The sequence below is a fragment of the Glaciecola sp. SC05 genome, from assembly GCF_041380235.1.
In the GTDB taxonomy this organism is placed as follows: Bacteria; Pseudomonadota; Gammaproteobacteria; order Enterobacterales; family Alteromonadaceae; genus Glaciecola.
The window spans coordinates 247,268-272,526 of sequence record NZ_JBGIYY010000001.1; the positions used below are offsets into that span (position 1 = coordinate 247,268).

Sequence of the window (25,259 nt, forward strand, 5' to 3'; positions counted from 1 at the left end):
GTGGCAGCAGAATTTTCAAGCTTTATTAATGTGGGTGAACGCACCAATGTAACTGGTTCGGCGATGTTTAAACGCCTGATCCTCTCAGAGGATTATGAGGCTGCCTTAGATGTGGCTCGTCAGCAGGTTGAAAATGGCGCGCAGATTATCGATATCAACATGGATGAAGCCATGCTCGATTCTGAGGCGGCGATGGTCCGCTTTTTACACCTCATTGCTTCGGAGCCGGATATTTCTCGGGTGCCGATCATGATTGATTCTTCTAAATGGACAGTGATCGAAGCGGGCTTAAAATGCGTGCAGGGCAAGGCGATAGTTAACTCTATAAGCTTAAAAGAGGGTGAGGAAAGCTTTTTAGCACAAGCAAAAAAAATTAAACGCTATGGTGCGGCGGCGGTAGTCATGGCCTTTGACGAAACCGGTCAGGCAGACACCCAAGCCCGCAAGTTTGAAATTTGTAAGCGCAGTTATGATCTATTAGTTAATAAAATCAACTTTGCCCCTGAAGACATTATTTTCGACCCCAATATTTTTGCCGTCGCAACAGGCATTGAAGAGCACAATAACTATGCCGTCGATTTCATTGAAGCCACTAGGCAAATTCGCCAACAGCTACCCCACTGTCATGTTTCGGGAGGCCTTTCAAATATTTCCTTTTCGTTTAGAGGCAACAATCCGGTGCGCGAGGCCATGCATTCGGTGTTTTTATATCATGCCATTCGCGCCGGTATGGATATGGGCATTGTCAATGCCGGCCAACTCGAGGTCTATGATCAAATCCCCAGCGAGTTAAAAGAGGCGGTAGAAGACGTTATTTTAAATCGCAACGATCAGGCCACCGATCGCTTACTGGAGCTAGCGCCAAAATTCCAAGGCGACGGCAAAGCCGCTGCGGTTGAAGACCTAAGCTGGCGCGAACAAAGTGTAGGTAAGCGTTTAGAGCATGCTTTAGTCAAGGGCATTACCGACTACATTATCGACGACACTGAAGAAGCGCGCCTGGCAGCAGACAAACCTTTACACGTCATTGAAGGGCCTTTGATGGACGGTATGAACGTCGTCGGCGATCTTTTTGGTGAAGGCAAAATGTTTTTACCGCAGGTGGTTAAATCTGCCCGCGTAATGAAAAAAGCCGTGTCGCACCTACAGCCTTATATTGAAGCTGAAAAATCGGGTGTCAGTCAGTCTAACGGTAAAATTATTATGGCCACAGTAAAAGGCGATGTGCACGATATTGGTAAAAATATCGTGGGCGTAGTGCTGCAATGCAATAATTTTGAGGTTGTGGATTTAGGCGTGATGGTGCCGGCAGCTAAAATCATTCAAACCGCGATTGATGAAAAAGCCGACATGATTGGCCTGTCGGGTTTGATTACCCCTTCATTAGATGAAATGGTCAATGTCGCCCAAGAAATGCAGCGTTTGAAGCTCGACCTGCCGCTGCTGATTGGCGGAGCAACCACATCTAAAGCCCATACGGCGGTAAAAATTGAACAAAACTATGATCATCCGGTGGTGTATGTGCCCAATGCCAGCAGGGCAGTCGGGGTGTGTCAAAAACTAATATCAAAAGAACATCGGCCAGCCTATGCCAAACAAATTTCAGAAGAATATGAAAAAGTACGTGAACAACACGCTCGCAAAAAGCCGCGCACAAAGGCCATTAGCTTTGAACAGGCCCGCGCCAATCGCTTTACCTGCGACTGGCAACGCTATGCAGTGCCTAAGCCTAACTTTTTAGGTGTAAAAACTATCTCAGTTGATCTAAATACCTTGCGTCCTTACATCGATTGGACACCGTTTTTCTTGACCTGGTCTTTAGCCGGGAAGTATCCGCGCATATTAAATGACGAAGTGGTGGGGGGTGAGGCAAAAAGCTTATTTAAAGACGCCAACAACATGCTCGACGATATTGTGAGAAATGCAAAGCTGCAGGCTAAAGGACGCGTGGGTATCTTTCCTGCAAACAGTATCAATGAAGACGTCAATATTTATTCACCAAGCAATAGCAACGAGCTATTAGGTGTGTCTCATCACTGTCGTCAGCAAACCGACAAACCTAAAGGTTTCAACTACTGTTTAAGCGATTACGTGATGCCTGAGTCGGTCAACGGTCGGGATTATATTGGCGCGTTTGCAGTGACCGCAGGCATTGGTGAGGACGAACTAGCAAAAGCTTATGAACAAGACGGTGATGATTACAACTCAATTATGAGTAAAGCTATAGCCGACAGATTAGCCGAAGCCTTCGCGGAATACTTGCACGAGCGCGTACGTAAAGAGCTCTGGGGTTATGCAAAAGACGAGCAACTTGATAACAATGGCTTAATCGGTGAGAAGTACCAAGGCATTCGTCCGGCACCGGGTTATGCCGCATGCCCAGAACACACTGAAAAACAGCTGATTTGGGATTTACTGGATGTGGAGCAAAGCATTGGTATGAAGTTAACGTCTTCGTATGCTATGTGGCCGGGTGCAGCGGTATCAGGCTGGTACTTTGCGCATCCAGAATCACGCTACTTTGCGGTTGCGAAAATCCAACATGATCAACTTGAGGATTATGCTAGGCGCAAAGCTTGGAGTATAGAGGAGGCGGAAAAATGGTTGATGCCAAATCTTCAAGATTAATCCATCCTTAAAAAAGAGCATAAGCTATTCGCGGAGTATTATTTTAAAACGTATAGGAGGCCGCTATCCATACTCTAGAATTGTCTTTGAACTGTCCAAACTGACCGTTGATATTCCCAAATAAGTAGTCCAGACCAGCCCTCAGTTTTAATTGATCGCTATATTCAAAGGCAAATTCTGGGCGCAATACACCGTCCTGTTGGTTTAGGCTGCCAAGTAACTCACCTTTTAACAACAATCGACCATTTGAGAATAATCGTTGGGCGCGCACTGTCATTATCGCATCCATGTTAGGCCGCAGCAAAGTAAAGCTTTGCTGATCTAAGTAGTCGATGGCAACTTGCGCATTCACAAACCATTGAGCAGGTGCGTTCCAATCGATACCAAGACCCGCAAGCAATCTACGCGTGCTCACAGTTTGTAAAGGTATTGAGCTAATAATATTCACGGTTTGGTCGGGAATATAGGCGACTTCGCCACGTACGACCGTTTCTCCAAGCGTGATATCATAACTTGCGCCAAAAAGGCTTCGTCTAGGAAATGACAAGGACACATTAACAGTATGACTGGTCGCAAGATCAGCGGGCATGCTAATTATGGGGTCAGTATCAGGCCCTCGGAAGCTTAACAAAGACAAGTCACCATCGCCTAATGAATGCGAAATCCGCAGCCCAAAAGTAGATTGTTGTAGTGTGCTATTTCGCCTCTGACTGCTGATTGTCAGAGGAATATTAGTAATGTCTAATCCACCGGTAAAGCGAGGCGATGTGTTAAAAAACTGTGCGCCAATCTCAGCTTGCTGAGATACTGTGCCGTCAAAGGCCAATGATGCATCTAGACTAAATCCACCGATTTTATTACGCCAACGCCCACCCCATCTCGCAAGTCGATCCGGTCGAACATCGGTAAATACAAAATCTCGCCGGCGAACCGGATCAAAACGGTCGGTGATCTGTATCCCGTCGAGTACGCCCCATGGCGTCACTTGTTTGCCTAGAGTAAAGCTGTGGGCGCGGGATCGCCACTGCAAAAACGCGCGGTCTATTTCAAAGCGAGTATTCTTATTTTCAACCAGTGGCCTGTTAAGTTTTGCGTAGTGAAATGTTGAACCTAAACCTACATCATCTTCGGCAAATTCGGCCCGAAGGTCGAGTTGGGCAGACCAACTATGGTTTAATTTGACCTCAGTTTGAGTATTAACGGTAAGGCGAGATAAGCTTATGTCTTGTGACTTAAAGTCAATTCCCAACCGATAGTCAAAAGCGACAATAGTAGAGCTATCACTGGCAGCATGGGCTGCCTTCAACCAGAAAAACGCGAACGCTACCAGCAATAAAGATAGTTTAACAAAGTGTTTGCCGAAATCTGACGATAAAGCGCCTAACATATCGTTTCTCAACTTATTGCAGCAGCGAGACTGGGGCGCCATAAGCAAGTTCTTCGGGCTCTAGTAAATGCGGCGGAAGTTGATACACTGACTGCATGTCACTGATCACGATATCAGTTTGATGTGACAACTGAGTATTGAAAATGGAAAAATGCGTGGCTGTCCAGATATTGTCAATCAGTTCAAGGCTTAAAACAGATACTTCTTTTAGCCGCACGTTATCGGTATCGTTATATTCAATTGATACTGGAAACCATGTGTCAGGGTCAATGTGAGCGCTAAAGCTAGCGTATCCCATTTCTTGTTTTATCGTCTCAGTTTTTGCAAGCCCTTTGAGCACGTAATAAGTCTTACTACCGATTGTTTTAGGGTCGCCTAAACTGAATTCCCAATCATCTAATGCGAATGCAAAGTTATCTTTGATGTCACCGTAACTGAGGTCTGTCGCCATAAAATAGTCGCCTCGGCTAGAAGCGGGCAACTTTCTGACTCTCTCGGTAGCAGGCAAATATAGCCAATTTTGATCATTATTGCCGCTGTTGTCGTGGCTTAAAAAACCAGTGTCACGCAGACCAGCAGGTTCGGTAAAGTAAATACCTATTTTGGTTTGATTCGGCAATTGCTCTTGCACGAATAGCGCGGAGCGTTTGCGTTGAGAGCCTGAGTGATTGCGCAAGGTAAAGTGCATGTAGCCAATCCTTGCTTCATTAATCGCGCGATTGGCAAGTTTTTCAGCAACTTGCTCAGCACTCAGAGAGTAAGCAGCATCCTTGGTATTTTGAGCATGACTGCTTGGCATAGCAAACAATGATGTGTACAAAACCGCGATTGTGCCAATCAGATAAAACTTTTTCATTACTAGGTATCCTCAATATCAAGCAACACCGCCTGGGTGTTAAATAATGCAAAAAACGCCGGTATCATAAATATTGCGCCAACTAGGCTGCCAATCGCTGCCGCAGCAACCAGTGCACCAAACCATTGCAAGGGCGGCGCAGAGCTCATACATACAACGCACAATGCAACTGCTAGAGCTAAAGCTGAAAACACACAGGCTCTTGCAATCACCAGATAGCTACCTGATAAGGCTTGTTCGGTGCCGATACCGCGTGTTTTTGCTTGACCCAGGCCCCATATAAGATGAATGGCAAAATCCACTCCTAAGCCCGTAGAAATAGCAGCAGTCATCGATGTTGCTGGCGCGATATCAATATTAAGTGCACCCATAGCTGCATAGGTAAACAGCACGCCGCTTGCTATTGGCACTAAACTCAATAGGGCTTTATAGAGGGAGCGAAACAACAGCAAAGATGCAACGAATACAAATGAAATAGCCAAGCCTAAACCGGTAAAATGTGACTCAGCCAACACGCTCATCCAGCCAACATTGACGGCAACTCTGCCACTTACACTTGCTTGTAACCCAGTATCAACTGACCACTCATTGGCAATTTGTTCATAGCTGGATACGGTTGCCTTTACTTTGCTGTATTGGTCGGTGGTGAGCTGAGAACGAATAAGCGCGTGCTGATAATTAAAATCGATTTCTTCGCTGAAATCTCCTGGGTCGCCCGACGATTCGTATAAGAACATGTATTGCATGGGCGCATTTTTTGCCTGTGGGAAACTACCTAAAGGGGCGTCATTGAGTACACTATGCATTAGTGTCATATAGTCGGTTATGGATGTGGTTTTAGCTACAAACGCTTGCTCACTGAGTAGTTGCTGCAATTGAGCGACTGCCATGATGGCGTCGGGAGTCATTAATTGTCCGGGCTGCCCTGCTGTTATCACAACATCCAAAAAATTTACGCCAGCTAAGCGATCATTTAAGGCAATGTCTGCAATGCGCACCTGTTCATTATCTTGAAAATAGCTTTGACGCTGATAATCAAAGTTCGCTTTAAGCGCAAAATAGCCCATGGCGGTCATCAAAAGAACCGCTACGCTTACGGTTAATATGGGCTTATGAAAGGCTTGTAGGGTGAGTGTTTGAATGCATTTATCGATTGCTGTAAATTTGATATCTGCATGATTTGACTTTGCTTGTAACTTGGTCAAGATCATAATGGCAGGCAACGAACTTAAGCTCAGTACCCAAGCTACTAATGCGCCAATTGCTGCAAACCAGCCAAATTCTGCAATTGGCTGCATCGGCGAACCTAAGGCTAAACCTGAAAATCCAGCGATGGTAGTGATGGTGGTCAAAGTGATTGGCAAATAGGTGTCCTGAAGTGTCTCAAGCAAATTTTGCGAGGGCGTGTTTTGTGCTTGATGTCGGCATTTGTGCAAAAAAATTGTAGAAATGTGCAGGCTATCGGCAATTGCAATTGCCATGATAATCACAGGCAGTGCGGTGGTGATTAAATAGTATTTCGCATCTAACCATCCCATCAAACCAATTGTCATCGCAGCTGCCCCAGCAATAACATACAGCGGGCCAATCAGGCTTCTAATATTGCGCAGAGCGATCCATACAATCACTAGCGCAGTGATCACCGCTGCAGGAATAAATTTGCGGGTATCTTCGCTTACCATCTGTGCTAATCGTCCATTCATAGAAGCGACACCGGTAACATGGACTGTCAAATTCTGCGACGATTCGGCGTTGGCGATAGCTAAAACTTCGCCATAGGTTTCGGTTGCATGATTGGCGTCGTAAACGGGTATGATTAGGGTTAATGCATCCCCGTTTTGAGACGCTAACAGGCCTTTCATCATGCTCATGCTGTTAACGCGATTAATGGCCTCTGTTGCTACTTTGGCTGATACTAGACCGTCTGGCACGATGCGTTCAACAATCAGATCACCCACATCCCCACGAATTGCGTTTTCATTCAAAATGCTAATTAAGCTTTGTTTTTTCACATTTGGTAGCAAGCGAACTTTTTGCTCGATACGGCGCAAGCTTTCAATGTTTTCGGGTGTAAAGGCCGATGTATTGCTAGGCGCCAGTAAACCAACGACGATTGGGTCTTCTATGCCAAATATCGCGGCGGCTCTGTCTCTGGCATAAGCGGCAGGGTGATCTTGAGGAACAAAAGCGTCAACCGATGATTCTTTGTGCACATTGGTCAGACCTAAAGCCATGGCGAATATGAGTAAAAATGAGAGAACCATCACGCGTTTGGGGTGTTCGATAATCCAAATGAAATAACGAGTTTTGATTGACAGCTTATCCATATTCGCAGCCAAGTGGGGTTTCTCTAGTTCGTTGCTTTGCATGTGCTGATCTTCCTTTAGCGGCTCATGTTCACCATGGGTAATTCCCAAAGAGGGCTTTGCTCAAAATACTTTACTCTAAAAGGTATAACGAGAAAGGTCCTAAAAAGCGGACAAATAATTAATCACTTGTTTATTGATGCTTTTTTATGCAATGCTAATAGTGTTTTTTGTAGTCAAGCGGGAGCCGTTTTATGGGTAGTGCAGAAGCTAATAGCACCTTTGAATATTCTACAGATGATCGAAACATCGCTCGTGGCCTGTTTGAGCAAGCCTATGAGCCTCTATTAAAAATTGCGCGTAATCGCCGCAGAAGGGTAGGCTTAGGGGCGACCATGATGACGGAAGACATTTTGCACGATTGTTTTTTGAAGCTCAGTGGCAAAACAATATGGCAATCTCAAGAGCAGTTTATGCGCACTGCCAATCTTGCCATCCGTCAGGTAATTGTTGACCACGCTCGCAAAAAGTTGACGCTAAAGCACGGCAGCGGGAAAAGTAATTTTTCTTACAATGAGGATGATTTTACGCTCCCAGAATACCAAGAAAGTCCAGAACAAATCCTGACTATTAATGACCTTATCGATCAGCTTGAAGTTAAAATGCCTCGCCTGTCGAAAGTGGTTGAAGCACGCTATTTTGCAGGATTAACCGAAGCTGAAACGGCGATGAGTTTAGGCGTGTCGGATCGCACGGTACGACGCGATTGGCAAGTAGCAAAAGCTTGGCTTGCCGAGAAAATGGATTCGACAGCCTAATTATTATTTCAAAACGTTTAGCACAAGTAATTTAGTTACCTTTTCATAATGCATAAGCAAGCACTCCGAATCGTCTAGCGCTTTGCTCTTTCCCTTTTTACTGAAAACATCAATCAGCTAAACGCAAGGGAAGGGCATTTGATTATCGCTCCAGCATATATTCAGTTACCTGCTTAATAACATGTGGGTCTTTGAGAATTTTTCTGTGTCCGAGTTCTCGTGTTCGAAGATATCGAGCACCGGTCCAAATGCTCGCCAAATAGTCACCAAGTTCAATTGGAATAAGTTGGTCATGCTCATCGTGAACGAATAATCCAGGTATTCTTAGGTCACGCATTAATCCACTAATGTCTGTACTATTTATCTCTAATGCATACTGTGTTTTTAGTTTAATTAATAGTTTATTCATCATAGCTTCAGATAAGCCAGTTATGGTATTGAACACCCTGAGGTGACTACTTAGAGATTGCATCGGTGATATTAGGCAAAGCTTTTTTGGCAACAAGTGTTGTTTGTCGCGCAATAATAAAACCGTAGCCGTTCCACCAAAAGAGTGCGCTATGATCCCAAAGGGTTGACCATAAACAGATATGACAAACTCTAATGCTGCAGAAAAGTCACTTAAATGGGTTGCTTGCTTACTGGAGTGGCCATGTGAAGGCATATCAAACACTACCACTTTATATCCTTGTTGAACAAGCGGTGTAATAAAGCCTTTCATTAAACTTGAATTACTTTCCCAGCCGTGAACCAAAAAGATCAGCTTTCCTCCTTTCCCCCAGCTATGAGTGACAATATGCCCGTCACGATAAACTAAACTTTTAGACTGTGATTGTTCAGGGAACTCCGCCAGTGAATATGGTCTGCGTTGGCGAACGTTGGTAAAGTGATACATTGCAATTTGCAAGCCCAGCGGTGGTAACGTAGCGCAGCATGCTCGAAGAGCAAGACGCTGTAGCTTTTGTGTCGCATTCAATGAAAATGTTTTATCGCCACTGGTGTTGACCGCTAATTTTGCAATTGACATGACTTGTTATCCTCCAATGATAATTTGAATTTATTGAATAGCGCGTTAAGCTGGAACCCCTTCTTTTGATGGACATTCCGATAAATGTATAAAGCAACAAACCTACTCCAGAGGGTGCGGCTCTCGGTTTTTTGCTTGCTCTCAAAGCTGTTCGACGTTTACATTTATATTGAAATCCTTTGTAAAATGCCGTTGTAACGGATCGGAATAAACACAGTGAAAGAAAAATATCGTAAATACGCTAATACTTATTGCTATTAGAACTAACGAGAGTTGACCAAAAAACCGGACATTTTTTTAAGTGCGTATGTATTCAAAGATGTAAGCTACTGCTTCCAGATAGCGAAGAGCTTGCTGAGCCATTAATAAGTTGGAAGCTTGATTGAGGTATTTTTAATTAAGCCAAAATTCAGGTGCTAGTTGTTTGTCCGCCAATTTTTTATACAAGTACAAGATTATCAAATTACTTGCGGCCTCATTGTGTACATGAGAGTCTTTAAGCCATGCTAGTTCTTGCAATTCAAGGCTTCCCTGAGCGGATTTTAGGGAAACGCTGATTAACTTTAATTGCTTCTGGATGCGCTCATTTGCGGGCAACATTGCAGCTTCGCTTTGTGCTTGTGCAATCTTTGCCATGGCTAAATCCGTCTGATTGGCGTAAAACAAAATATAAGCGTGGATCCCCTTTGCTAAAAGAAAGAGGGCGTTCTTTTCCCCAGCAAAGCGTTTAAATAAAGACACAGATTCTTCGATTAATATTATTGCGCTTTGTGGATCGCCCTGATGCACTAGAATAATCGCTTTAAGCATGGTTGCTCTGGCTTGTTGTATGCTCTCACCTTTTAGTGGAACATCTTCAGTTAAAATTGCATCAACAAGAGCGGAAGCTCGCTGGGTATCGCCCTTCCATGCTAGTACGATACTGGCGAGATTGAAGCGCGCGATATCTCGTCCATAGGTTGCAAAGCCTGGATTTTCATCAAATATTCGCAAAGTTTGCTCATATGCGTGCAAAGCTTCATTAAAGCTGCCTTGTAAGGCGCGCATGCCAGCTAGTTGACTATAACTAAATAAGCGCTCAAACGGAGTGTGTACATTTTGTAGTCGAATATTGAGTAGTGTAACCGAACGAGCGATATCTTCTGGTGCTCGTGTGGCTCTGGCTAAACGATTGGCATAGTTTGAAGCATCGGCGTCGTTGGTTTGACTGCCGTCACCAAAAAATGCAACCAGCCGCCTCAGTATCTTAGTTGACTCATCGTAGCGGCCGGCATCTGATAACATCATCGCATAAACCTCTTCGCCCAGGGCAACCAGAGATTCGGAGCCTATTTGCTCGGCCATCCATGGATCGAAAATCTCAAGTGCCGAAGCAGTATCGCCACGGAAATAAAAGTTTCTGCCTATGGCATAGCTTAATGCAGCAGCAGTCTTCTCATCTTCATTTCTTCTAGAAAATGCCTCTTGCCAGCGTGCCTTTAACAATTGACTTAACCTTTCAACATCTTCCTCTCCGCCAAATGCCCGTTGTAAGACGTCGGAGTATGCTTGCTGCGCCGCTAATGTTGCCTCGGTGCGCTCAAACTGCCAATTCGCCTTTTCTAAGGCCAGTTTCGCCAGACTGGCTTGGTGATTCGCATCACTTGCAAACTTTAGGCTAGTAGCCATTCCAACAAGCAATGCAAGTACAGCAGTTACAGCGAGCGTATTTGCAATTGGGTATCGCTGGATAAATCTTTGTGCTCTATAAGCCCAGTTTCCGTTCCTCGCCGATACTGGCCGTTTTTCTAAAAACGCTTTCACATCTTGACTGAAAGATAAAGCTGACGCATATCTTTGCGCGGGCGCGAATAGTAGTGCTTTAGATACTATCGCGAGTAGATCTTTTTCTGTTATTTTCGAATCATCTGCCTGCATGCCGCCATTGCTCAGTCGACTTGGGCGTTTATCAGCTATGAGTTCATGCAACAAGACTCCGAGAGAAAATACGTCAGTTTGAATCGATACCGATTCGCCTAACAATTGCTCGGGCGCTGCTGATGCTAGCGTCAGTGCCGCAGGTATATCTTTTGCGTCATTTATATCAGTGGCAATCCCGAAATCAATTAAGCGAGGAGAACCGTCAGCTGCAATCAGGACGTTTTCAGATTTAATATCTCGGTGCAGCACCAGTTTGCTATGTGCATAATCTACCGCTTCGCAAACCGCTAAAAACATTATTAAGCGTTGCTTAAGAGCTAGCTTATTATTGACAGCATGCTGCACAATCGGTTCGCCTTGAATGTACTCCATTGCCATATAAGGTCGACCATCGATATAGCTGCCACCATCTATTATGCGTGCAATGCCGTGATGATCCATATGAGCTAATCGTTGCCGCTCTATTTCGAATAATTCGGAACGGGAGCCGGACGGGCTTTGGATCAACTTTAAGGCTACTGTCTGTTCATACAAACCGTCTGCTCTATGTGCACGATAAACATCGCCCATGCCGCCGCGGCCAATATGTTGGTCAATTTTCCATGCATCGATTAGCGTCCCGTCTGCCAACTTAGCTTCGTCAACAGGATGATCAATCGCTGACGTTGCCATAAACCCTGTAGCGGGTCTCAGCCGTTTAATAAGGCGAGACACTTCATTGGCTTCTTTGGTAGTGGGTAAGGACGCAATAAAAGAGGTAAGCGCAGTGTTATCCAATGAAAGAGCATGTTCAACTTCAGCACTTATTTTTGCCCAATCTAACATTATTGGCTCCTTTGCTTATCATCAGGACTTAGCTAGTTTTTAAGTTAATCTAGCTATCGTAAAAAAGCAATGAAGACATGAAGGTTTGTTTACTCTCTGAATGAGTCTATTTATTAAACGTCTCTATATATCAGAGGGGCTGCTGCTTTGCGTATACAGAATCACGTTATTTTGCGGTCGCTAAAATTCAGCATGATCAGCTAAAGGATTTTGCTAGGCGAAGTGCTTGGAGCAATTAATCAATATGATGTACGCGCAAGGTGGAAGGTAAAGGGATATCTGCCCTTGCTTGGTCTCGATTGGGCTGCATCGCCTCCCAGCTAATAAAGTATTTGCTTGAAGGTGTTTTTTGCTGCTCAATGAGCGGCAGAACACGCAGAGGAATGCCATTATCTAAGTCATATTTTTGAATCGATTCAGGCAAGTTTTGTTCGACAGGTGCACCCGATATAACGTTTAGTGTGTTGTGTTCAACTTCCCATTGCCAAGCGACACCTTTATAACTTGCTGGCACGATAATATTGCCAGCAGAGTTAGTAAAAGCTGGTTGGCTGGTATCAATGGGTAAATCTAATGCTCCGCTCTTATCCAGATCAACACGCGAGTTTTTCCAAGAAGATATTTGTTTGCCCTTCCAATTGCTGCCTTCCTGTCGGAGCAAAAACACTTGTGTGTCACCATTTTCATCGTATTTTTGATAAGTCACAACTACTCTGTTCTCGGCATCAAAGCCTATGGGAGTGCGACCATTCAATAGTCCGCCATGCATGGGTATAGGGTCAATTATTTCGCCAGCAGCTAGCACAATTGGCAGCGCTATTTTTTTGCCAGTAGAGGATTCCCAATTAATTAAGTCTTTGCTCTTGGCGTATGACAGGTCATGATTACTAGAGGCAATTGGACTTTCACGCCAAACATAGCTTAAATGCGCATAGCCATCTGGACCAAATACAGGCCCTTTTGGGTATACACTACGAGTTCCTTCTCCATCAAGCAAGGTGCTGTCATGAATTGCCTCCCAGCTATTTTTTGAAGCATTCCAACGAATATAATACCACTGAGCTTGGCTGCTTGTGCCAAGTCGATATTTAAAGAACAGCTCGTTATTATTACCAAGGAAAAACTTAGGATAGGTCATGTGTTGCTCAGTTTCCCTAGCAATCATTACGTCTACTTGCTTTAGTGTTCTGGGGTCGTATGGTTTGCTTGAGCGAAAATACACCAAAGGATTCGCATGTAAATTTCCTACCACATGAATATGGCCATTTTCATCAAAAGCAGTGGTGATGCTATTATGTGCATCCCAACCCAGAAAGCTTGGTAATTTATGGTAAATCCACGGTGCACCGTTTACATCACCGACCTGCCTGACAGCCACACTCATTTGGCGGGCAGCATCATAATAAGCTACCAACTGGTGCTCGTCTTGACTGATAAAGTCAAACCATACTCTCTGTCCAGACCATACCCAATCAATGGCTTGAGCTTGAGGCTCGAGCACATTAGTTTCTTGCAGTGCGAACATCTGAGGGCTGTTAAGCAGAAATGCACAGCATAGAAAAAAGATAGCAAATGTTTGTGTAATTTTCATATCGCACTCTAATAGTAGTTTATTCGTAGGACAAGTTTGGATGTTTACCTGCCCAAATCTTAAAGTCGTCGAAATAAATATGCTCTTTGCGGGGCGAATGAAAGCGTGGGTCGTCTCTACCACCGCCGCGATAAGTATGGAATATTCCAGTATTAACCTTGACCTTATCTTTACCGGCTTCTCTGAAAAACGCATCATCTTTGTAATACACCAATGCATCATCGACAAACATCCATATTTGCCCATCTCTTTGCCCTGGTGTATTTAAGGCTATTGTTTGCGTGATTTTATACCACTTCCCAGCTTCGGCTTTAAAAAATGTGTAATCTTCACCGCATCTATTTTGTCTATCAGGAAAATAGGTGTAAACCACGAGTCGACCATCTCGTCGCCACATCAGTCTGGTTGAGAAGCCATTTTTGATGTTGTTTTGATCTTGCGTACAACCGACTGGAATGTTTGCGCCCTGTGCAGCCCCGCCTAAACCAGGGAGCTTGCCGCCAAGTGCCCAAACAAAATCAGGTGAAAATTTTAATCGGTATTCCATGCTGGCAGATTCCATATCAGGAAAGGCTTTATCAAACAAAAAACCGGTTTCTTTTCCGCTAGCTATGTTAGCTGCGAATTCAGCTTTTAAATGTCCTAAACCTACCTGATTACGAGCTGTCCATGTTTTCGTTTCAGAATCAAAACCTCTTATTTCACCCGACGCTCTTTTATCAATACTAGCAAAATCCTTTGCTACCATGTCTAGACGATAATCTTGATATTCATTGCTATAGTTTTCAAAATCCATTTCAAATATAGGCGCTGCGCTTATTGGCTGTGTTACTGGAGAGTTTGCCGATTGTTCGACAATGCTTGAGCAAGCATTTAATGTAGCTAAGGCAAGCGCTATACCGAACAATTCCAATGCGCCAACGCGTTTGTAGTTTGTGTTAAGGATCGTCAACATTTGTAATGCCTTTAAACAGCATAAACGATGGAAAATGCGGATTTCACATTGGAAACATGCATAGAGCGCGCATCCATCGGTGATGGTTAAATTGTATGCCCGAACTTACAATATTAATAATTCACTGGCAATCAAATTCAGTAGTTTTCGGTCATTTATTATTAAGGGTTATTCATCATTATATGTGAATACTCAACGCTTAGTGCTTCTCTTTGAAAGTGTATAGAAAAGTGATTCAGGCATTTATTTTATATTTTGTTAGAAAAAACAAGGTTGACAGGCTTTTTCAAAGGCACGGCATTTGTTCTTAGTTTTTGCGTCTATGGAATGCTGGTTAGAAAATCATTTTTGTTCAAAATTAATCAGTGTTACCATTGGCCCATTGTGTGTTTACTATACTAGAGGGTTTTATGAAAATAGCGTTGTTAATGGAAAATAGTCAGGCTGGAAAAAACCCAGTGGTGTTAAATGAACTCAATACCGTTGCTGAGCCTTTAGGTCACCAAGTGTTCAACGTAGGCATGGAGAGTGAGGCAGATCATCACTTAACTTATGTGCATTTAGGCATAATGGCCAGTATCTTAATAAATGCCAAAGCCGTTGATTTTGTGATAGCAGGTTGTGGCACAGGGCAAGGCGCTCTAATGTCACTTAATTTGCATCCTGGCGTATATTGCGGTTATTGCTTTGACCCCTCTGACGCATTCCTATTTAATCAAATTAATAACGGTAATGCACTTGCGCTAGCCTTTGCAAAAGGTTTTGGTTGGGGAGCTGAGCTTAATCTTAAATACATGTTTGAAAAAGCCTTAACAGGCGAACGCGGGGCAGGTTATCCCATCGAGCGGAGAGCTCCTCAAGTGCAAAATGCCGGAATTTTAGCGGAAGTTAAGGCAGCAGTGCTTAAATCGGACTATTTAGAAACCCTAGCTAGTATCGATCAATCTTTAGTAAAAACCGCTGTGCAAGGTGAGCGTTTTCAAAGCTGTTTGTTTGAGAACTCTCAAGATCAGGCGGTCACCGATTACGTTAAACACTTGTTAGCTGATTGAGTGGCAATTCATTCAGAACATTTCATTTAGAAAATGTTATTCAGAATATGTGATCTTATGCATGCTGTTTAAAATAGCTTACTAATGAAAGTGCCGCAGATTTTGTGCGGCATTTTCGTTCAAGAGCTAAGATTTGTTTAAAGCCTTTGGTGTTTAGCGCGGATAGCGCGCTGCTTCGCCTTCAGCAGGCAGGGTATTAAGGATAAATTCACGCAAGTCCTCATTTGAAAGCTCCAAATCTGCGCGGCGCAGATACATCATGTGTCCGCTTCTATAGCCTTTAAAGCTCATTCTATCTTTCATTTTGCCACTGGGGTCAAGCTGCCACATCGTATATTTGGCATCAAAATAATTGGTTGCGCCATCGTAATAGCCAGACTGTATCAGCACATTCAAATACGGATTCTGCGCCATTGCTAGCCGTAGGTTTTCGCCCGAATTATTGCCAGTTCTATCCCAAGGTCTGACAGAACCAAACATATTGTATTTAATGTCGGTCTCGTACTTTAACTCGGCACGAAGGTAGTGATTAATTGCAGGTGTAAATGAGTGTAGCCAGGAGGTGAGCTCTGCCCAGTAGTCTGGCCTGTCGCCGGTTTCTTTTTTGTCGATGCCAATATAGCGGCTGTCGAGTCTGCCAATGGTTTTGCCTTCATCGCGCAGCAGCTCCTTCCAGAAAAAAGCGTTGCTAATATCAAGATTGCTTTGTTCAACGGCTTTTTCACTCAAGCCAGAATAGCGTGCTACTTGTTTGATTGTTTCGGCTTTTTCTTGTTCACTGATAAAGCCTCCTCTGGCAATAGCAGGAATGTATTGGTTGATAGTGTACGCTTCAACTTCGCCAAGCACATCGTATAAATCTTTGGCCTGCAGGTCGTCGCTGAGTTTATTGTGATGCCATGCGGTAGCCGCAAAATAAGGGAGGCGATTTGCGGCTTCTACAGGGCCGGCTCTTTCGATACCAATTTCGGTAGGCGATACTAAAACCACACCGTTTAGGTACATCCACTGCTGGTTTTGCAAGGCTAGGGCTAGACCCGATACGCGAGTGGTGCCATAACTTTCGCCAATTAAATATTTGGGTGAACGCCAGCGCTCATTGCGTGTTACAAAGGTATTGAGCCACTCGGCTAAATACTCGATGTCGGCATTGACGCCAAAGAACATTGCTTTTTGATCTTCTTTTGACATCATTTCGCCGTTTTCGTCTTCTAAAACACGGCTGTAGCCTGTATTGACGGGATTAACAAAGACAATATCCGCCACATCGAGGATGGAGTAGGGATTAGTTTGCACGCCATACGGCTGAACAGGATAGCCTTCATCATCAATATTTAATATTCTCGGGCCGGTGTAGGCAACATGCATCCACACAGACGCTGAGCCGGGGCCGCCGTTAAACGACATGATCAATGGGCGCTTGCTATTATCTTTGATATCAGTGCGTTGGTAGTATGTGTAAAACAAGGTAGCAACGGGTTTGCCTTCATCATCCCAAACCGGCTGCGTCCCTGTTTTCGCTGAGTATGAAATGCGCTTACCCTTAATTTCGGTTTTATGTTCGGTAAGCACGAAAGAATCGGTGGGAATAACCCGTTCGGTAGCGCTACTAAATATTGAAAAGCTGATTAACAATAGTAAGTGTGCTGTAGATCTTATTTTTAGCATAAAATACCTTAACTTAAATACTTAACATAAATGATAGTAAGACAATGATTTTACTGCGCTTTGCCTACCTTGTATCAATATGAATTATGAGAAGTAATCCACGTAGTTGCTTAAGTGTATAGGGAATTTCATCATTTATCAGCATCAAAGTTTGAGAACGGTTTAATAGTAAAGATATGCTATATTGATGATTGGTAAATTCAGCCTTTAAAATCAAGTTAACAAAAGATAAGGCAATAGAGTTAGCGTGATGTGCGTTGAGTGGGGGCTCCTTAATGATGATAAACATCGATAAAGTGTGCGAGTTTAGTTTGCCACCACAAAGCACGAATCAACAGACCTTAGTTAAACAACACAAACTAAAAAGAGAGTAAATGCAAGAACAAGAGATTCCTTTTAGTCAAGCCTGCGAAAATAACAAACAAGCCATATTAAATATCTTACAGCTTGCTTTTGCCAATATAAATGTTGTTTTAGAAATCGGTTCGGGCACCGGTCAGCATGCGGTTTATTTTGCCAAGCATTTGCCGCATCTAAGCTGGCAAACCGCTGATCAACTCGAATATCATGCAGCAATTAAGCATTATTTGCAGCATTACCCTAGCCCCAATTTAAACGCTCCAATAGCGCTTAAGATCCCATTAGATGATATACCCGAAAATCAATATGACGGATTTTTTACTGCCAATACTGCGCACATTATGCAAGAAAACGAAGTTCAACATATGATGCAAACCATAAACCGTGTCCTGCCTGAAAACGGCGTGTTCTGCCAATACGGTCCATTTACGCAAAACGGCGAGTTTAATAGTCAGAGCAATGCGGACTTTCATCAAAAATTAATTGATAACGGTAGAGGTGGTTATAGGGATATTGAGGAATTACAGGCTTGGGCACCGCAACTTATAGTTGATAACATAGTGCAGATGCCGGCCAATAATTTAATGCTGATATGGCAAAAACGCCGTAAATGACAACATTCACGGCGTTTTAATGGATTTGGCCCAATACTAACTAATTCATATTGCGCTTTTTATTGATAGCTGCGTGCACTACCAAATACGAACACGGTCTTCTGGTGCCAGATATAGTGCGTCGCCAGGCTGCACATCAAAGGCCTCATACCAAGCATCATGATTACGTGGCGCCAGCGCTCTGTATCGACCCGGTGCATGAGTGCCGCCGCGCAGTTGGTTTAGCATGGCTTCTTCGGTAAACTTAATACGCCATACTTGTGCCCATGCTAGGAAGAAACGCTGATCGCCTGTAAGGCCATCCAATACAGGGGCTTCTTCGCCATTGAGGCTCAATTTATAAGCATGATAAGCCATCGCCAAACCGCCTACATCACCGATATTTTCACCCAATGAGTTGGCTCCGTTTACAAATTGACCTTCGAGGGGTTCATAGGCGCTGTATTGCTCTATAAGCTTCTGGGTTTTTGCGTCAAAAGCCGCGCGATCGTCTTCTGTCCACCAATTACGCTGAACACCATTAGCGTCTGATTTTGAGCCTTGATCATCAAAGCCATGGCCCATTTCGTGACCAATAACCGCACCGATTGCGCCGTAGTTGACTGCTGGATCCGCATTCGGGTCAAAGAAAGGTGCTTGTAAAATGGCTGCCGGAAATACGATTTCGTTAAACGACGGATTATAGTACGCATTTACGCGCTGAGGTGCCATAAACCAATCGTTGCGATTAGTGGGTTTAAGTTCGTCGGCAACGCTTTTAGCTTGGAAAAACTTACGCATATTCTGAACATTGCTTACGATGTCTGATGCAGTCAGCTCTAAGCCTTCAAACGACTCCCACTCATCAGGGTAACCAATTTTAGGATTAAAGGCCGCAAGCTTTGCTTGTGCATTTACTTTGGTCTCTTCGCCCATCCAATCTAGATTAGTAATACGCTCGCCGAGTGCTGTGCGCAAATTCTCAACTAAATCCTTCATTTTCGCTTTTGAGCTTTCAGGAAAGTATCTGTCAACGTACACCTTACCTATAGCAAAGCCTAGAGAATCAGTGCCAGACATCGCAGAAATAGCGCGCTTCCAGCGATCACGTGGCTCTTGTTGACCGCTCAAGGTAGTACCATAAAAGCTGAAGTCAGCCATGTAAATTTCGTCAGAAAGCATGCTGGCGTTACCAGAAATGAGGTGATACGTCAGGTAGTCTTTCCATAGTGCTATAGGTTGCTCATTAATCAACGCGATCATGTCTTTGACTGGCTCAGGTTGAGTAATATTCAGTGTCGGTATTTGCAAACCAGTGGGTGCAAAGTAAGTATCCCAATCAAACCCTGTATATTCGCTGCTCAAATCTGCACGATCAAGTTGGTTTAGGGTTAAGTCACGATTTCTACGTTTCTCTCTTGGCCACTGAATCTCTGCAATCTTCGTCTCTAAGGCAAGAATGCCGGCTGCTTTTTCGGCTGCATTTTCGACATCAGCAAAACCAAGCATGGTAGCGATGTTGTCAACATACGCTGCACGGATATCTGCAAAGCGTTCGTTGTCTTCTAAGTAATAAGAGCGATCAGGTAAGCCTAAGCCAGACACACCTAATGAGAGCTGATATTCATCAGGATTAATTCTATTGAAAGACAAGCCGCTGGAAATTGGTGTATTTGTGCCAGTTAACCATGCATTACCAAAGGCCTGGGTTAATGCGGTGATGTCGTCGATGTTTGAGATATCATCAAGCATGGCTTGAATAGGTGCGATGCCTTTCTCATTGGCTGCTTCGACGTCCATATACGCGGCAAAGAAATCAGCAATTAATGACTCTTCCAATGATTTGTTTTCAACGTCGGCAACGGTTTCGATGATGCCTTTGACGCGTGCTTCACTTTTATCGGCGAGCGCGGCAAATGCGCCAAAGCTTGTTTTGTCTGCCGGCATAACAAAGTTATCGTACCAAGTGCCGCTGGCGTACATAAAAAAGTCGTCGCCTGGTTTGATATCGGTATTACGGGCATCTAACTCAATCCCAAAGCTACCGAGTTCTGCTTTAGCTTCTGTCTGTTCGACAAGTGCAGAGCTTGCCGCTGCTTGGTCACTATTAGGTTGGCCGCAGGCCATCAATACAAAAGAGCTGGCTAGTGCCAGCGCTAAAATGGAAGGTTTCATCTAAAATCCTATAATTATAATATTAGTACGTTCTGTCGGCGCAGACGTTAAGCTGAATGGGTTTTAAAATCAAGCCACTGACAAACTCTGTAACAATTTATACCGTATTTTTCTTAAAAAGGCTTAAACTGTTGATCATGCAGCGTTCAACAAGCCCTAGCTATCCTCTTGTTTAAAGGGCAGGAGTTGAGTTGTTTCGGCATGATACTGTTTTATGCCTGCACGTTCGCGGATTACAAAATCTGCAACCGCGCGATCAAATGCGGGTTCAACTAAATAATGATTCGAATAGCAAAATGTAGGGCGAAAACCCCTGAGTATTTTATGCTCGCCTTGCGTGCCTGGATTGAACACTTGAATGCCTTTGGCAATAGCAAACTCGATACCTCGATAGTAGCAGCATTCAAAGTGCAAGCCCGATACATCCTCAAGCGCACCCCAATACCGTCCGAATAAAGCAGTGTCGTTGTAAAAAAACAAAGAGCCAGCAATCATTCGCTGATCCCTAAAGGCAGCGACTATGCATATATTGTCTTTCATTGTGTTCAATAGCTGATCAAAAAACGCACCGCTTAAATAACCCGCATGACCAGAGCGTTTGTAATAAGTTTGTTGATAACACAGATAAAAAGCATCCACTACATCTTGGCTTAAGGCATCATTGCTAAGGGTTTTAATGGATACGCCATTGTCGTTTGCGTCTTTGGCCGCAAAGGGTGCTCGCTCCTTGCGAATGCTTCGTCGTTTGCGTGAGGTAAGCGCCTGCATAAAGTCATCCATACTGCTATATTCTTGGTTATACCATACAAATTGTATGCTCAAGCGTTGATGCATATTCTGAGAAAGCAAGGCGTCACTGATGTTTCTTGGTAAAAACAGCACATGCAGAGAAGACGCATCTGCCCGCTCAGTAAGTTGCTCTTTAATCGTGCCAACATAGTCGAAAATGTGTTGTTCAGTTACACCCAATTCTGCATGTTTGCGATGGATTAAAGCACGAGATCCAGTCACAGGTGTAAAAGGCACTGCACAAAGCAGTTTTGGATAATAAGCAAGCTGATGCTGATGGTATGCGCTAGCCCATGCGTGATCAAATACATACTCGCCGTATGAATGCGATTTAAGATAGCAAGGCAGCAGAGCCACAATATCTTGTGAAAGTTCAGGTTTTTCGATGCTCGATTCAGTGCTCGTTTGCGTAACTAAAATATGATGACTTTGCCAGCCGGTATCACCATCAACACTGTGGCTTTGTGCAAGCAACTTTAAAAACGCAACACTAAGAAATGGCGTATTAGTATCTGATTGTTGCACAAGAGCGTGTTGGCTTTCGCTTGGAATGTCCTGAAGGTCGGTAACAATTGACCATTGCCACTGATGCTGCATATTTTGGTGGTTTCCTTGAATATCTTGTATTTACTGACATCGAGCTGTTCAAGCAAATTGCTTATAAAAGGTATATACGAGGTTTTGCTCTGAAAGATTAACCTTTAATATCAATACAGAACAATACAAACCTATTGTTCTTATCATAGCTAAGGGGGCTGATTCGCGAATATTTATTTTAATATCCGGGCTAGGACTTGATTCTGATCTTCAAAATCGTGAGTATGTAACAGGATTTAAAGCAAGCAATTGGGGGCTAATGAGCGTTTATGGCAGTTGATAATTCCGTCAATATCGACGATGACCCAGATCAAATTAAGCGTCAAATAAGACACAGTATCACGCGTTTTTTAGCAAGGAGAGAACACAGCTGTGTTGAATTGGTACGAAAACTAAAACAAAAGGATTATGAACATGAAATGATTATAGAGGGTCTCACCCCTTTTGTTGAGAGGGGACTGCAGTCAGACCATCGATATGCCGAGGTGTTTGTACGCTCATGTTTTGAGAAGGGTAAGGGCCCCGCATTTATTGAGCAGAGCCTGCAACAGCATGATATCGAATCGCATATCATACAAACCTTGATACAGGATGAAGCCTACGATTGGTATGAAGCCGCCTTTAGAGTAAGGGCCAAACGTTTTGGTGAGCCTTTACCAAGTGAGTGGGACGATGTTCAAAAGCAAAAGCGGTTTTTACAGTATCGAGGATTCTCTCAGACTCATATCAAAGAAGTGTTTAGTTAACACAGCGTTTAATCAGCGCTAAATTTTATTGCGCATTCCCACAATTTCATGCTTAAAATTCCCTCTTCATCATGATACTGTTGCGCGGATAGGGTTCAGGCGCTTTTGTAAAGTCTATTTTGCTCCCTTGTTTTTGCCAGCTAAAGCACCACATATTATTGTGTAAAATTAATCGGCTTTGTGCATATTAAATACGAGCCATTCACCTGATAGGAAACTGCATGACCCGCTCTACCGCTGATATCCGACGTACATTTATTGAATATTTTTCCAAGCATGGGCATCAAGCGGTGGCAAGTTCATCTCTCGTGCCAAGTGACGACCCCACTTTGCTTTTCACCAATGCGGGCATGAATCAGTTCAAAGATGTATTTTTGGGTGCAGAAAAGAGAGCTTACACCCGAGCAGTTTCATCACAGCGTTGCGTGCGAGCCGGCGGCAAACACAACGATTTAGAAAACGTCGGCTATACGGCTCGCCACCATACCTTTTTTGAGATGCTTGGTAATTTTAGTTTTGGGGATTATTTTAAAGAGCAGGCCATAGCGTTTGCTTGGAACTTCTTAACCAAAGAATTAGGGCTTGATGCCAGCAAGCTGTTAGTAACAATTTATCATGAAGACGACGAAGCTTTTGATATTTGGCACACACAGATTGGTTTGCCGGCGGATAAAATTATTCGCATTGCGACATCTGATAACTTTTGGTCAATGGGCGATACCGGCCCATGCGGCCCTTGTTCAGAAATTTTTTATGATCACGGTGAGCATATTTGGGGCGGCCCTCCAGGTTCACCAGAAGAAGATGGCGACCGGTTTATCGAGATTTGGAATCTGGTATTTATGCAGTTTAATCGTCAGCCAGACGGCAGTATGGATAATCTGCCGAAACCGTCTATTGATACTGGAATGGGCCTAGAGCGTATTTCTGCTATTTTACAAAATGTGCACAGTAATTATGAAATAGACCTTTTTGAACGTTTGATTCAGTCTGCAGCAAAGATTGTTGGCACTGAAGAACTATCAAATAAATCGCTCCGCGTAATCGCTGATCACATTCGCTCTTGCGCATTTTTGGTATGTGACGGTGTTATTCCCTCAAATGAAGGTAGAGGCTACGTACTGCGAAGAATTATTCGACGTGCGGTTCGCCATGGTTATCAACTTGGTTGCCAGAACATTTTCTTTTATAAACTTGTGGCGCAATTAGTCTGTGAAATGGGCGAAGCCTACCCAGAACTATCAGCGCAGCAAGCATTGATTGAAAAAGTGCTAAAAGTCGAAGAAGAGCAGTTCGCCAACACACTGTCGCGGGGCATGAGCATTTTGAATCAAGCGCTCGAAACCTTAGAAGGCGAGCAGGTACCCGGTGAGCTGGCCTTTAAACTTTACGATACCTATGGTTTTCCAGTCGACCTGACTAACGATGTAGCAAGGGAAAAAGGCTTGACGGTGGATGAGGCCGGCTTTGAACAGGCCATGCAAAAGCAAAAAGAAATGGCGCAATCTGCTAGTAAGTTTGGTGCGGACTACAGCAAGGTTGTGAAAGTTGAAGGTGAAACCGAGTTTACCGGTTATGACGATGTTACCGGCTCCGGTAAAGTTATTCAGCTTATACAGAACGAGCAAGCGGTAGACACAGCGACTGATGGCAATGTGCTGGTTTTCTTAGATGCTAGCGTATTTTACGCTGAGTCTGGCGGTCAAATTGGTGACTCAGGCTCAATTGAGAGCGCCACTGCCGAAGGGAAAGTGCTTGATACGCAGAAAATGGGCAAAGCCTTTGCTCATCAGGTGCAACTGAAGGGCCGTCTGAAAATTGGCGATGTGGTAAATTTAAAGGTTGATAGCGCACGCCGACAGGCAATAAAACTTAACCACAGTGCCACACATTTGTTGCATGCAGCACTACGCGAAATTTTAGGTGAGCACGTTACTCAAAAAGGTTCATTGGTAGATGAAGAGAAGCTGCGCTTTGACTTTTCACACTTTGAAAGTATTAGTGCAAAGCAGTTGCTGGAAATTGAAGATCGCGTGAATCAAGAAATTAGGTTAAACCATCCTTTAACAACGACTATGATGCAGCTAGACGAAGCTAAGCAAGCCGGCGCGATGGCTTTGTTTGGCGAAAAATACGATGATGACGTCAGAGTGGTCAAGATGGGCAGCTTTAGCACAGAGCTTTGTGGCGGCACGCATGTAAGTCGCACCGGTGATATTGGCTTGTTCAAAATATTATCAGAGGGCGGTATCTCAAGCGGCGTGCGTCGCATGGAAGCAGTAACAGGCGACATTGCCCTAAAACACGCACAAGATGACGCACAAATGCTCTTAGCACTTGCTGGTTTGGTAAAATCTGATCGTGCTTCATTGCAGCAAAAAATTGAACAGAGTTTATCTCATGCAAAACAGCTTGAAAAAGAGCTCGCTCAATTTAAGCAAAAATCGGCTGGAGAGAAATCCAAAGACCTTGTTTCGAACGTAATTGAGGTGCAGGGTGTGAAGTTGCTGGTAGCCAGACTCGATGGCGTCGAGCCAAAAGCTTTGCGCAGCATGATGGATGATTTGAAAAACCAGCTGCAATCAGGTGTGATCGCCTTAGGCTTGGCCAACGATGGTAAAGTTAATCTCATAACGGGTGTGACTAAAGATCTTTTGGGCAAAATTAAGGCCGGTGACATCGTAAATCACATAGCTTCTCAGGTTGGCGGTAAAGGTGGTGGACGGCCTGATATGGCCCAAGCAGGTGGAACCCAAGCAGAAAACCTGGACACGGCGCTAGCGTCAGTCAGAGAGTTTGTGGATAAGCAGTTAGGGTAGTGAAGGAGTCGGCACCTAGGGTATTGGTCGTTATATAGCCGCTTAATAGAGATAAAAGACTAAAGCTTTGGATATATATTGATTCTTGCTCTATAGTGATTGGACAACATGTGTATTCGCCTGACCAGCATGCAGAACTAAAATATC

The 25,259-nt window shown here is 44.0% G+C and carries 17 protein-coding genes; 7 read left to right on the plus strand and 10 right to left on the minus strand.

From position 1 onward, the window contains the following. Entirely contained in the window at window positions 1-2,628 is a 2,628-nt protein-coding gene (metH, locus tag AB9H30_RS01070; RefSeq protein WP_371192735.1) for a methionine synthase, read from the plus strand. A 43-nt stretch (window positions 2,629-2,671) separates the two neighbouring features. Here metH and AB9H30_RS01075 read toward each other — a convergent pair whose 3' ends face one another. Genes AB9H30_RS01075 through AB9H30_RS01085 form a run of 3 tightly spaced genes read right to left on the minus strand, consistent with a single transcriptional unit; the run spans window position 2,672 to window position 7,240 of the window. Continuing rightward, window positions 2,672-4,015 carry a DUF1302 family protein gene (locus AB9H30_RS01075; protein WP_371192736.1) on the minus strand — a complete coding sequence of 448 codons (1,344 nt, stop codon included), beginning with the start codon at window positions 4,013-4,015 and terminating at the stop codon, window positions 2,672-2,674. A 13-nt stretch (window positions 4,016-4,028) separates the two neighbouring features. Continuing rightward, window positions 4,029-4,871: an outer membrane lipoprotein-sorting protein gene (locus tag AB9H30_RS01080; RefSeq protein ID WP_371192737.1), complete on the minus strand. Its 843-nt coding sequence runs from the start codon at window positions 4,869-4,871 to the stop codon at window positions 4,029-4,031. Window positions 4,872-4,873: 2 nt separating this feature from the next. Further along, window positions 4,874-7,240, minus strand: a complete 2,367-nt coding sequence (locus AB9H30_RS01085; protein WP_371192738.1) for an RND family transporter — start codon at window positions 7,238-7,240, stop codon at window positions 4,874-4,876. A gap of 191 nt (window positions 7,241-7,431) precedes the next feature. On the opposite strand from AB9H30_RS01085, the gene AB9H30_RS01090 reads away from it, so the two are divergent. Next, window positions 7,432-7,995 (plus strand): ECF-type sigma factor, encoded by a 564-nt coding sequence (locus tag AB9H30_RS01090; RefSeq protein WP_371192739.1) that lies wholly within the window; start codon window positions 7,432-7,434, stop codon window positions 7,993-7,995. 142 nt (window positions 7,996-8,137) lie between these two features. Here AB9H30_RS01090 and AB9H30_RS01095 read toward each other — a convergent pair whose 3' ends face one another. Together AB9H30_RS01095 and AB9H30_RS01100 are read right to left on the minus strand one after the other, a co-directional pair. Next, complete coding sequence (locus AB9H30_RS01095) at window positions 8,138-9,022, minus strand: alpha/beta hydrolase (RefSeq protein ID WP_371192740.1); 885 nt, start codon at window positions 9,020-9,022, stop codon at window positions 8,138-8,140. A 393-nt stretch (window positions 9,023-9,415) separates the two neighbouring features. Continuing rightward, complete coding sequence (locus AB9H30_RS01100; protein WP_371192741.1) at window positions 9,416-11,767, minus strand: protein kinase; 2,352 nt, start codon at window positions 11,765-11,767, stop codon at window positions 9,416-9,418. A gap of 125 nt (window positions 11,768-11,892) precedes the next feature. Here AB9H30_RS01100 and AB9H30_RS01105 point away from each other — a divergent pair, with 125 nt between their 5' ends. Further along, on the plus strand, window positions 11,893-12,006 hold the full coding sequence (locus AB9H30_RS01105) for a vitamin B12 dependent-methionine synthase activation domain-containing protein (RefSeq protein ID WP_371192898.1): 114 nt from the start codon (window positions 11,893-11,895) through the stop codon (window positions 12,004-12,006). On the opposite strand, the gene AB9H30_RS01110 is transcribed toward AB9H30_RS01105, so the two are convergent. Both AB9H30_RS01110 and AB9H30_RS01115 read right to left on the minus strand, forming a co-directional pair. Continuing rightward, on the minus strand, window positions 12,003-13,358 hold the full coding sequence (locus AB9H30_RS01110) for a BNR repeat-containing protein (protein WP_371192742.1): 1,356 nt from the start codon (window positions 13,356-13,358) through the stop codon (window positions 12,003-12,005). The two genes, AB9H30_RS01105 and AB9H30_RS01110, sit on opposite strands and share 4 nt — an antisense overlap. 19 nt (window positions 13,359-13,377) lie before the next feature. Next, the gene (locus tag AB9H30_RS01115) at window positions 13,378-14,313 is read right to left on the minus strand and encodes a polysaccharide lyase (RefSeq protein WP_371192743.1); all 936 of its coding nucleotides are present in this window, start codon (window positions 14,311-14,313) and stop codon (window positions 13,378-13,380) included. A 410-nt stretch (window positions 14,314-14,723) separates the two neighbouring features. On the opposite strand from AB9H30_RS01115, the gene AB9H30_RS01120 reads away from it, so the two are divergent. After that, window positions 14,724-15,365 carry an RpiB/LacA/LacB family sugar-phosphate isomerase gene (locus AB9H30_RS01120; protein ID WP_371192744.1) on the plus strand — a complete coding sequence of 214 codons (642 nt, stop codon included), beginning with the start codon at window positions 14,724-14,726 and terminating at the stop codon, window positions 15,363-15,365. A gap of 153 nt (window positions 15,366-15,518) precedes the next feature. Here the strand turns inward: AB9H30_RS01120 and AB9H30_RS01125 are convergent, their stop codons facing one another. Then, a complete protein-coding gene (locus AB9H30_RS01125) occupies window positions 15,519-17,033 on the minus strand; it encodes a S10 family peptidase (RefSeq protein WP_371192745.1) in 1,515 nt (504 codons plus the stop codon). Between the two features lie 374 nt (window positions 17,034-17,407). Between AB9H30_RS01125 and AB9H30_RS01130 the strand changes: the two genes are divergently transcribed. Next, the gene (locus AB9H30_RS01130; protein ID WP_371192747.1) at window positions 17,408-18,007 is read left to right on the plus strand and encodes a DUF938 domain-containing protein; all 600 of its coding nucleotides are present in this window, start codon (window positions 17,408-17,410) and stop codon (window positions 18,005-18,007) included. 78 nt (window positions 18,008-18,085) lie between these two features. Here AB9H30_RS01130 and AB9H30_RS01135 read toward each other — a convergent pair whose 3' ends face one another. Both AB9H30_RS01135 and AB9H30_RS01140 read right to left on the minus strand, forming a co-directional pair. Beyond that, entirely contained in the window at window positions 18,086-20,161 is a 2,076-nt protein-coding gene (locus tag AB9H30_RS01135) for a M13 family metallopeptidase (protein ID WP_371192748.1), read from the minus strand. A gap of 156 nt (window positions 20,162-20,317) precedes the next feature. Then, the gene (locus tag AB9H30_RS01140) at window positions 20,318-21,547 is read right to left on the minus strand and encodes a GNAT family N-acetyltransferase (RefSeq protein WP_371192749.1); all 1,230 of its coding nucleotides are present in this window, start codon (window positions 21,545-21,547) and stop codon (window positions 20,318-20,320) included. Between the two features lie 269 nt (window positions 21,548-21,816). Here AB9H30_RS01140 and AB9H30_RS01145 point away from each other — a divergent pair, with 269 nt between their 5' ends. Both AB9H30_RS01145 and alaS read left to right on the plus strand, forming a co-directional pair. Further along, the gene (locus tag AB9H30_RS01145; protein WP_371192750.1) at window positions 21,817-22,293 is read left to right on the plus strand and encodes a regulatory protein RecX; all 477 of its coding nucleotides are present in this window, start codon (window positions 21,817-21,819) and stop codon (window positions 22,291-22,293) included. Window positions 22,294-22,514: 221 nt separating this feature from the next. Then, window positions 22,515-25,112, plus strand: a complete 2,598-nt coding sequence (gene alaS / locus AB9H30_RS01150) for an alanine--tRNA ligase (protein WP_371192751.1) — start codon at window positions 22,515-22,517, stop codon at window positions 25,110-25,112. The last annotated feature ends 147 nt before the right edge of the window (window positions 25,113-25,259 follow it).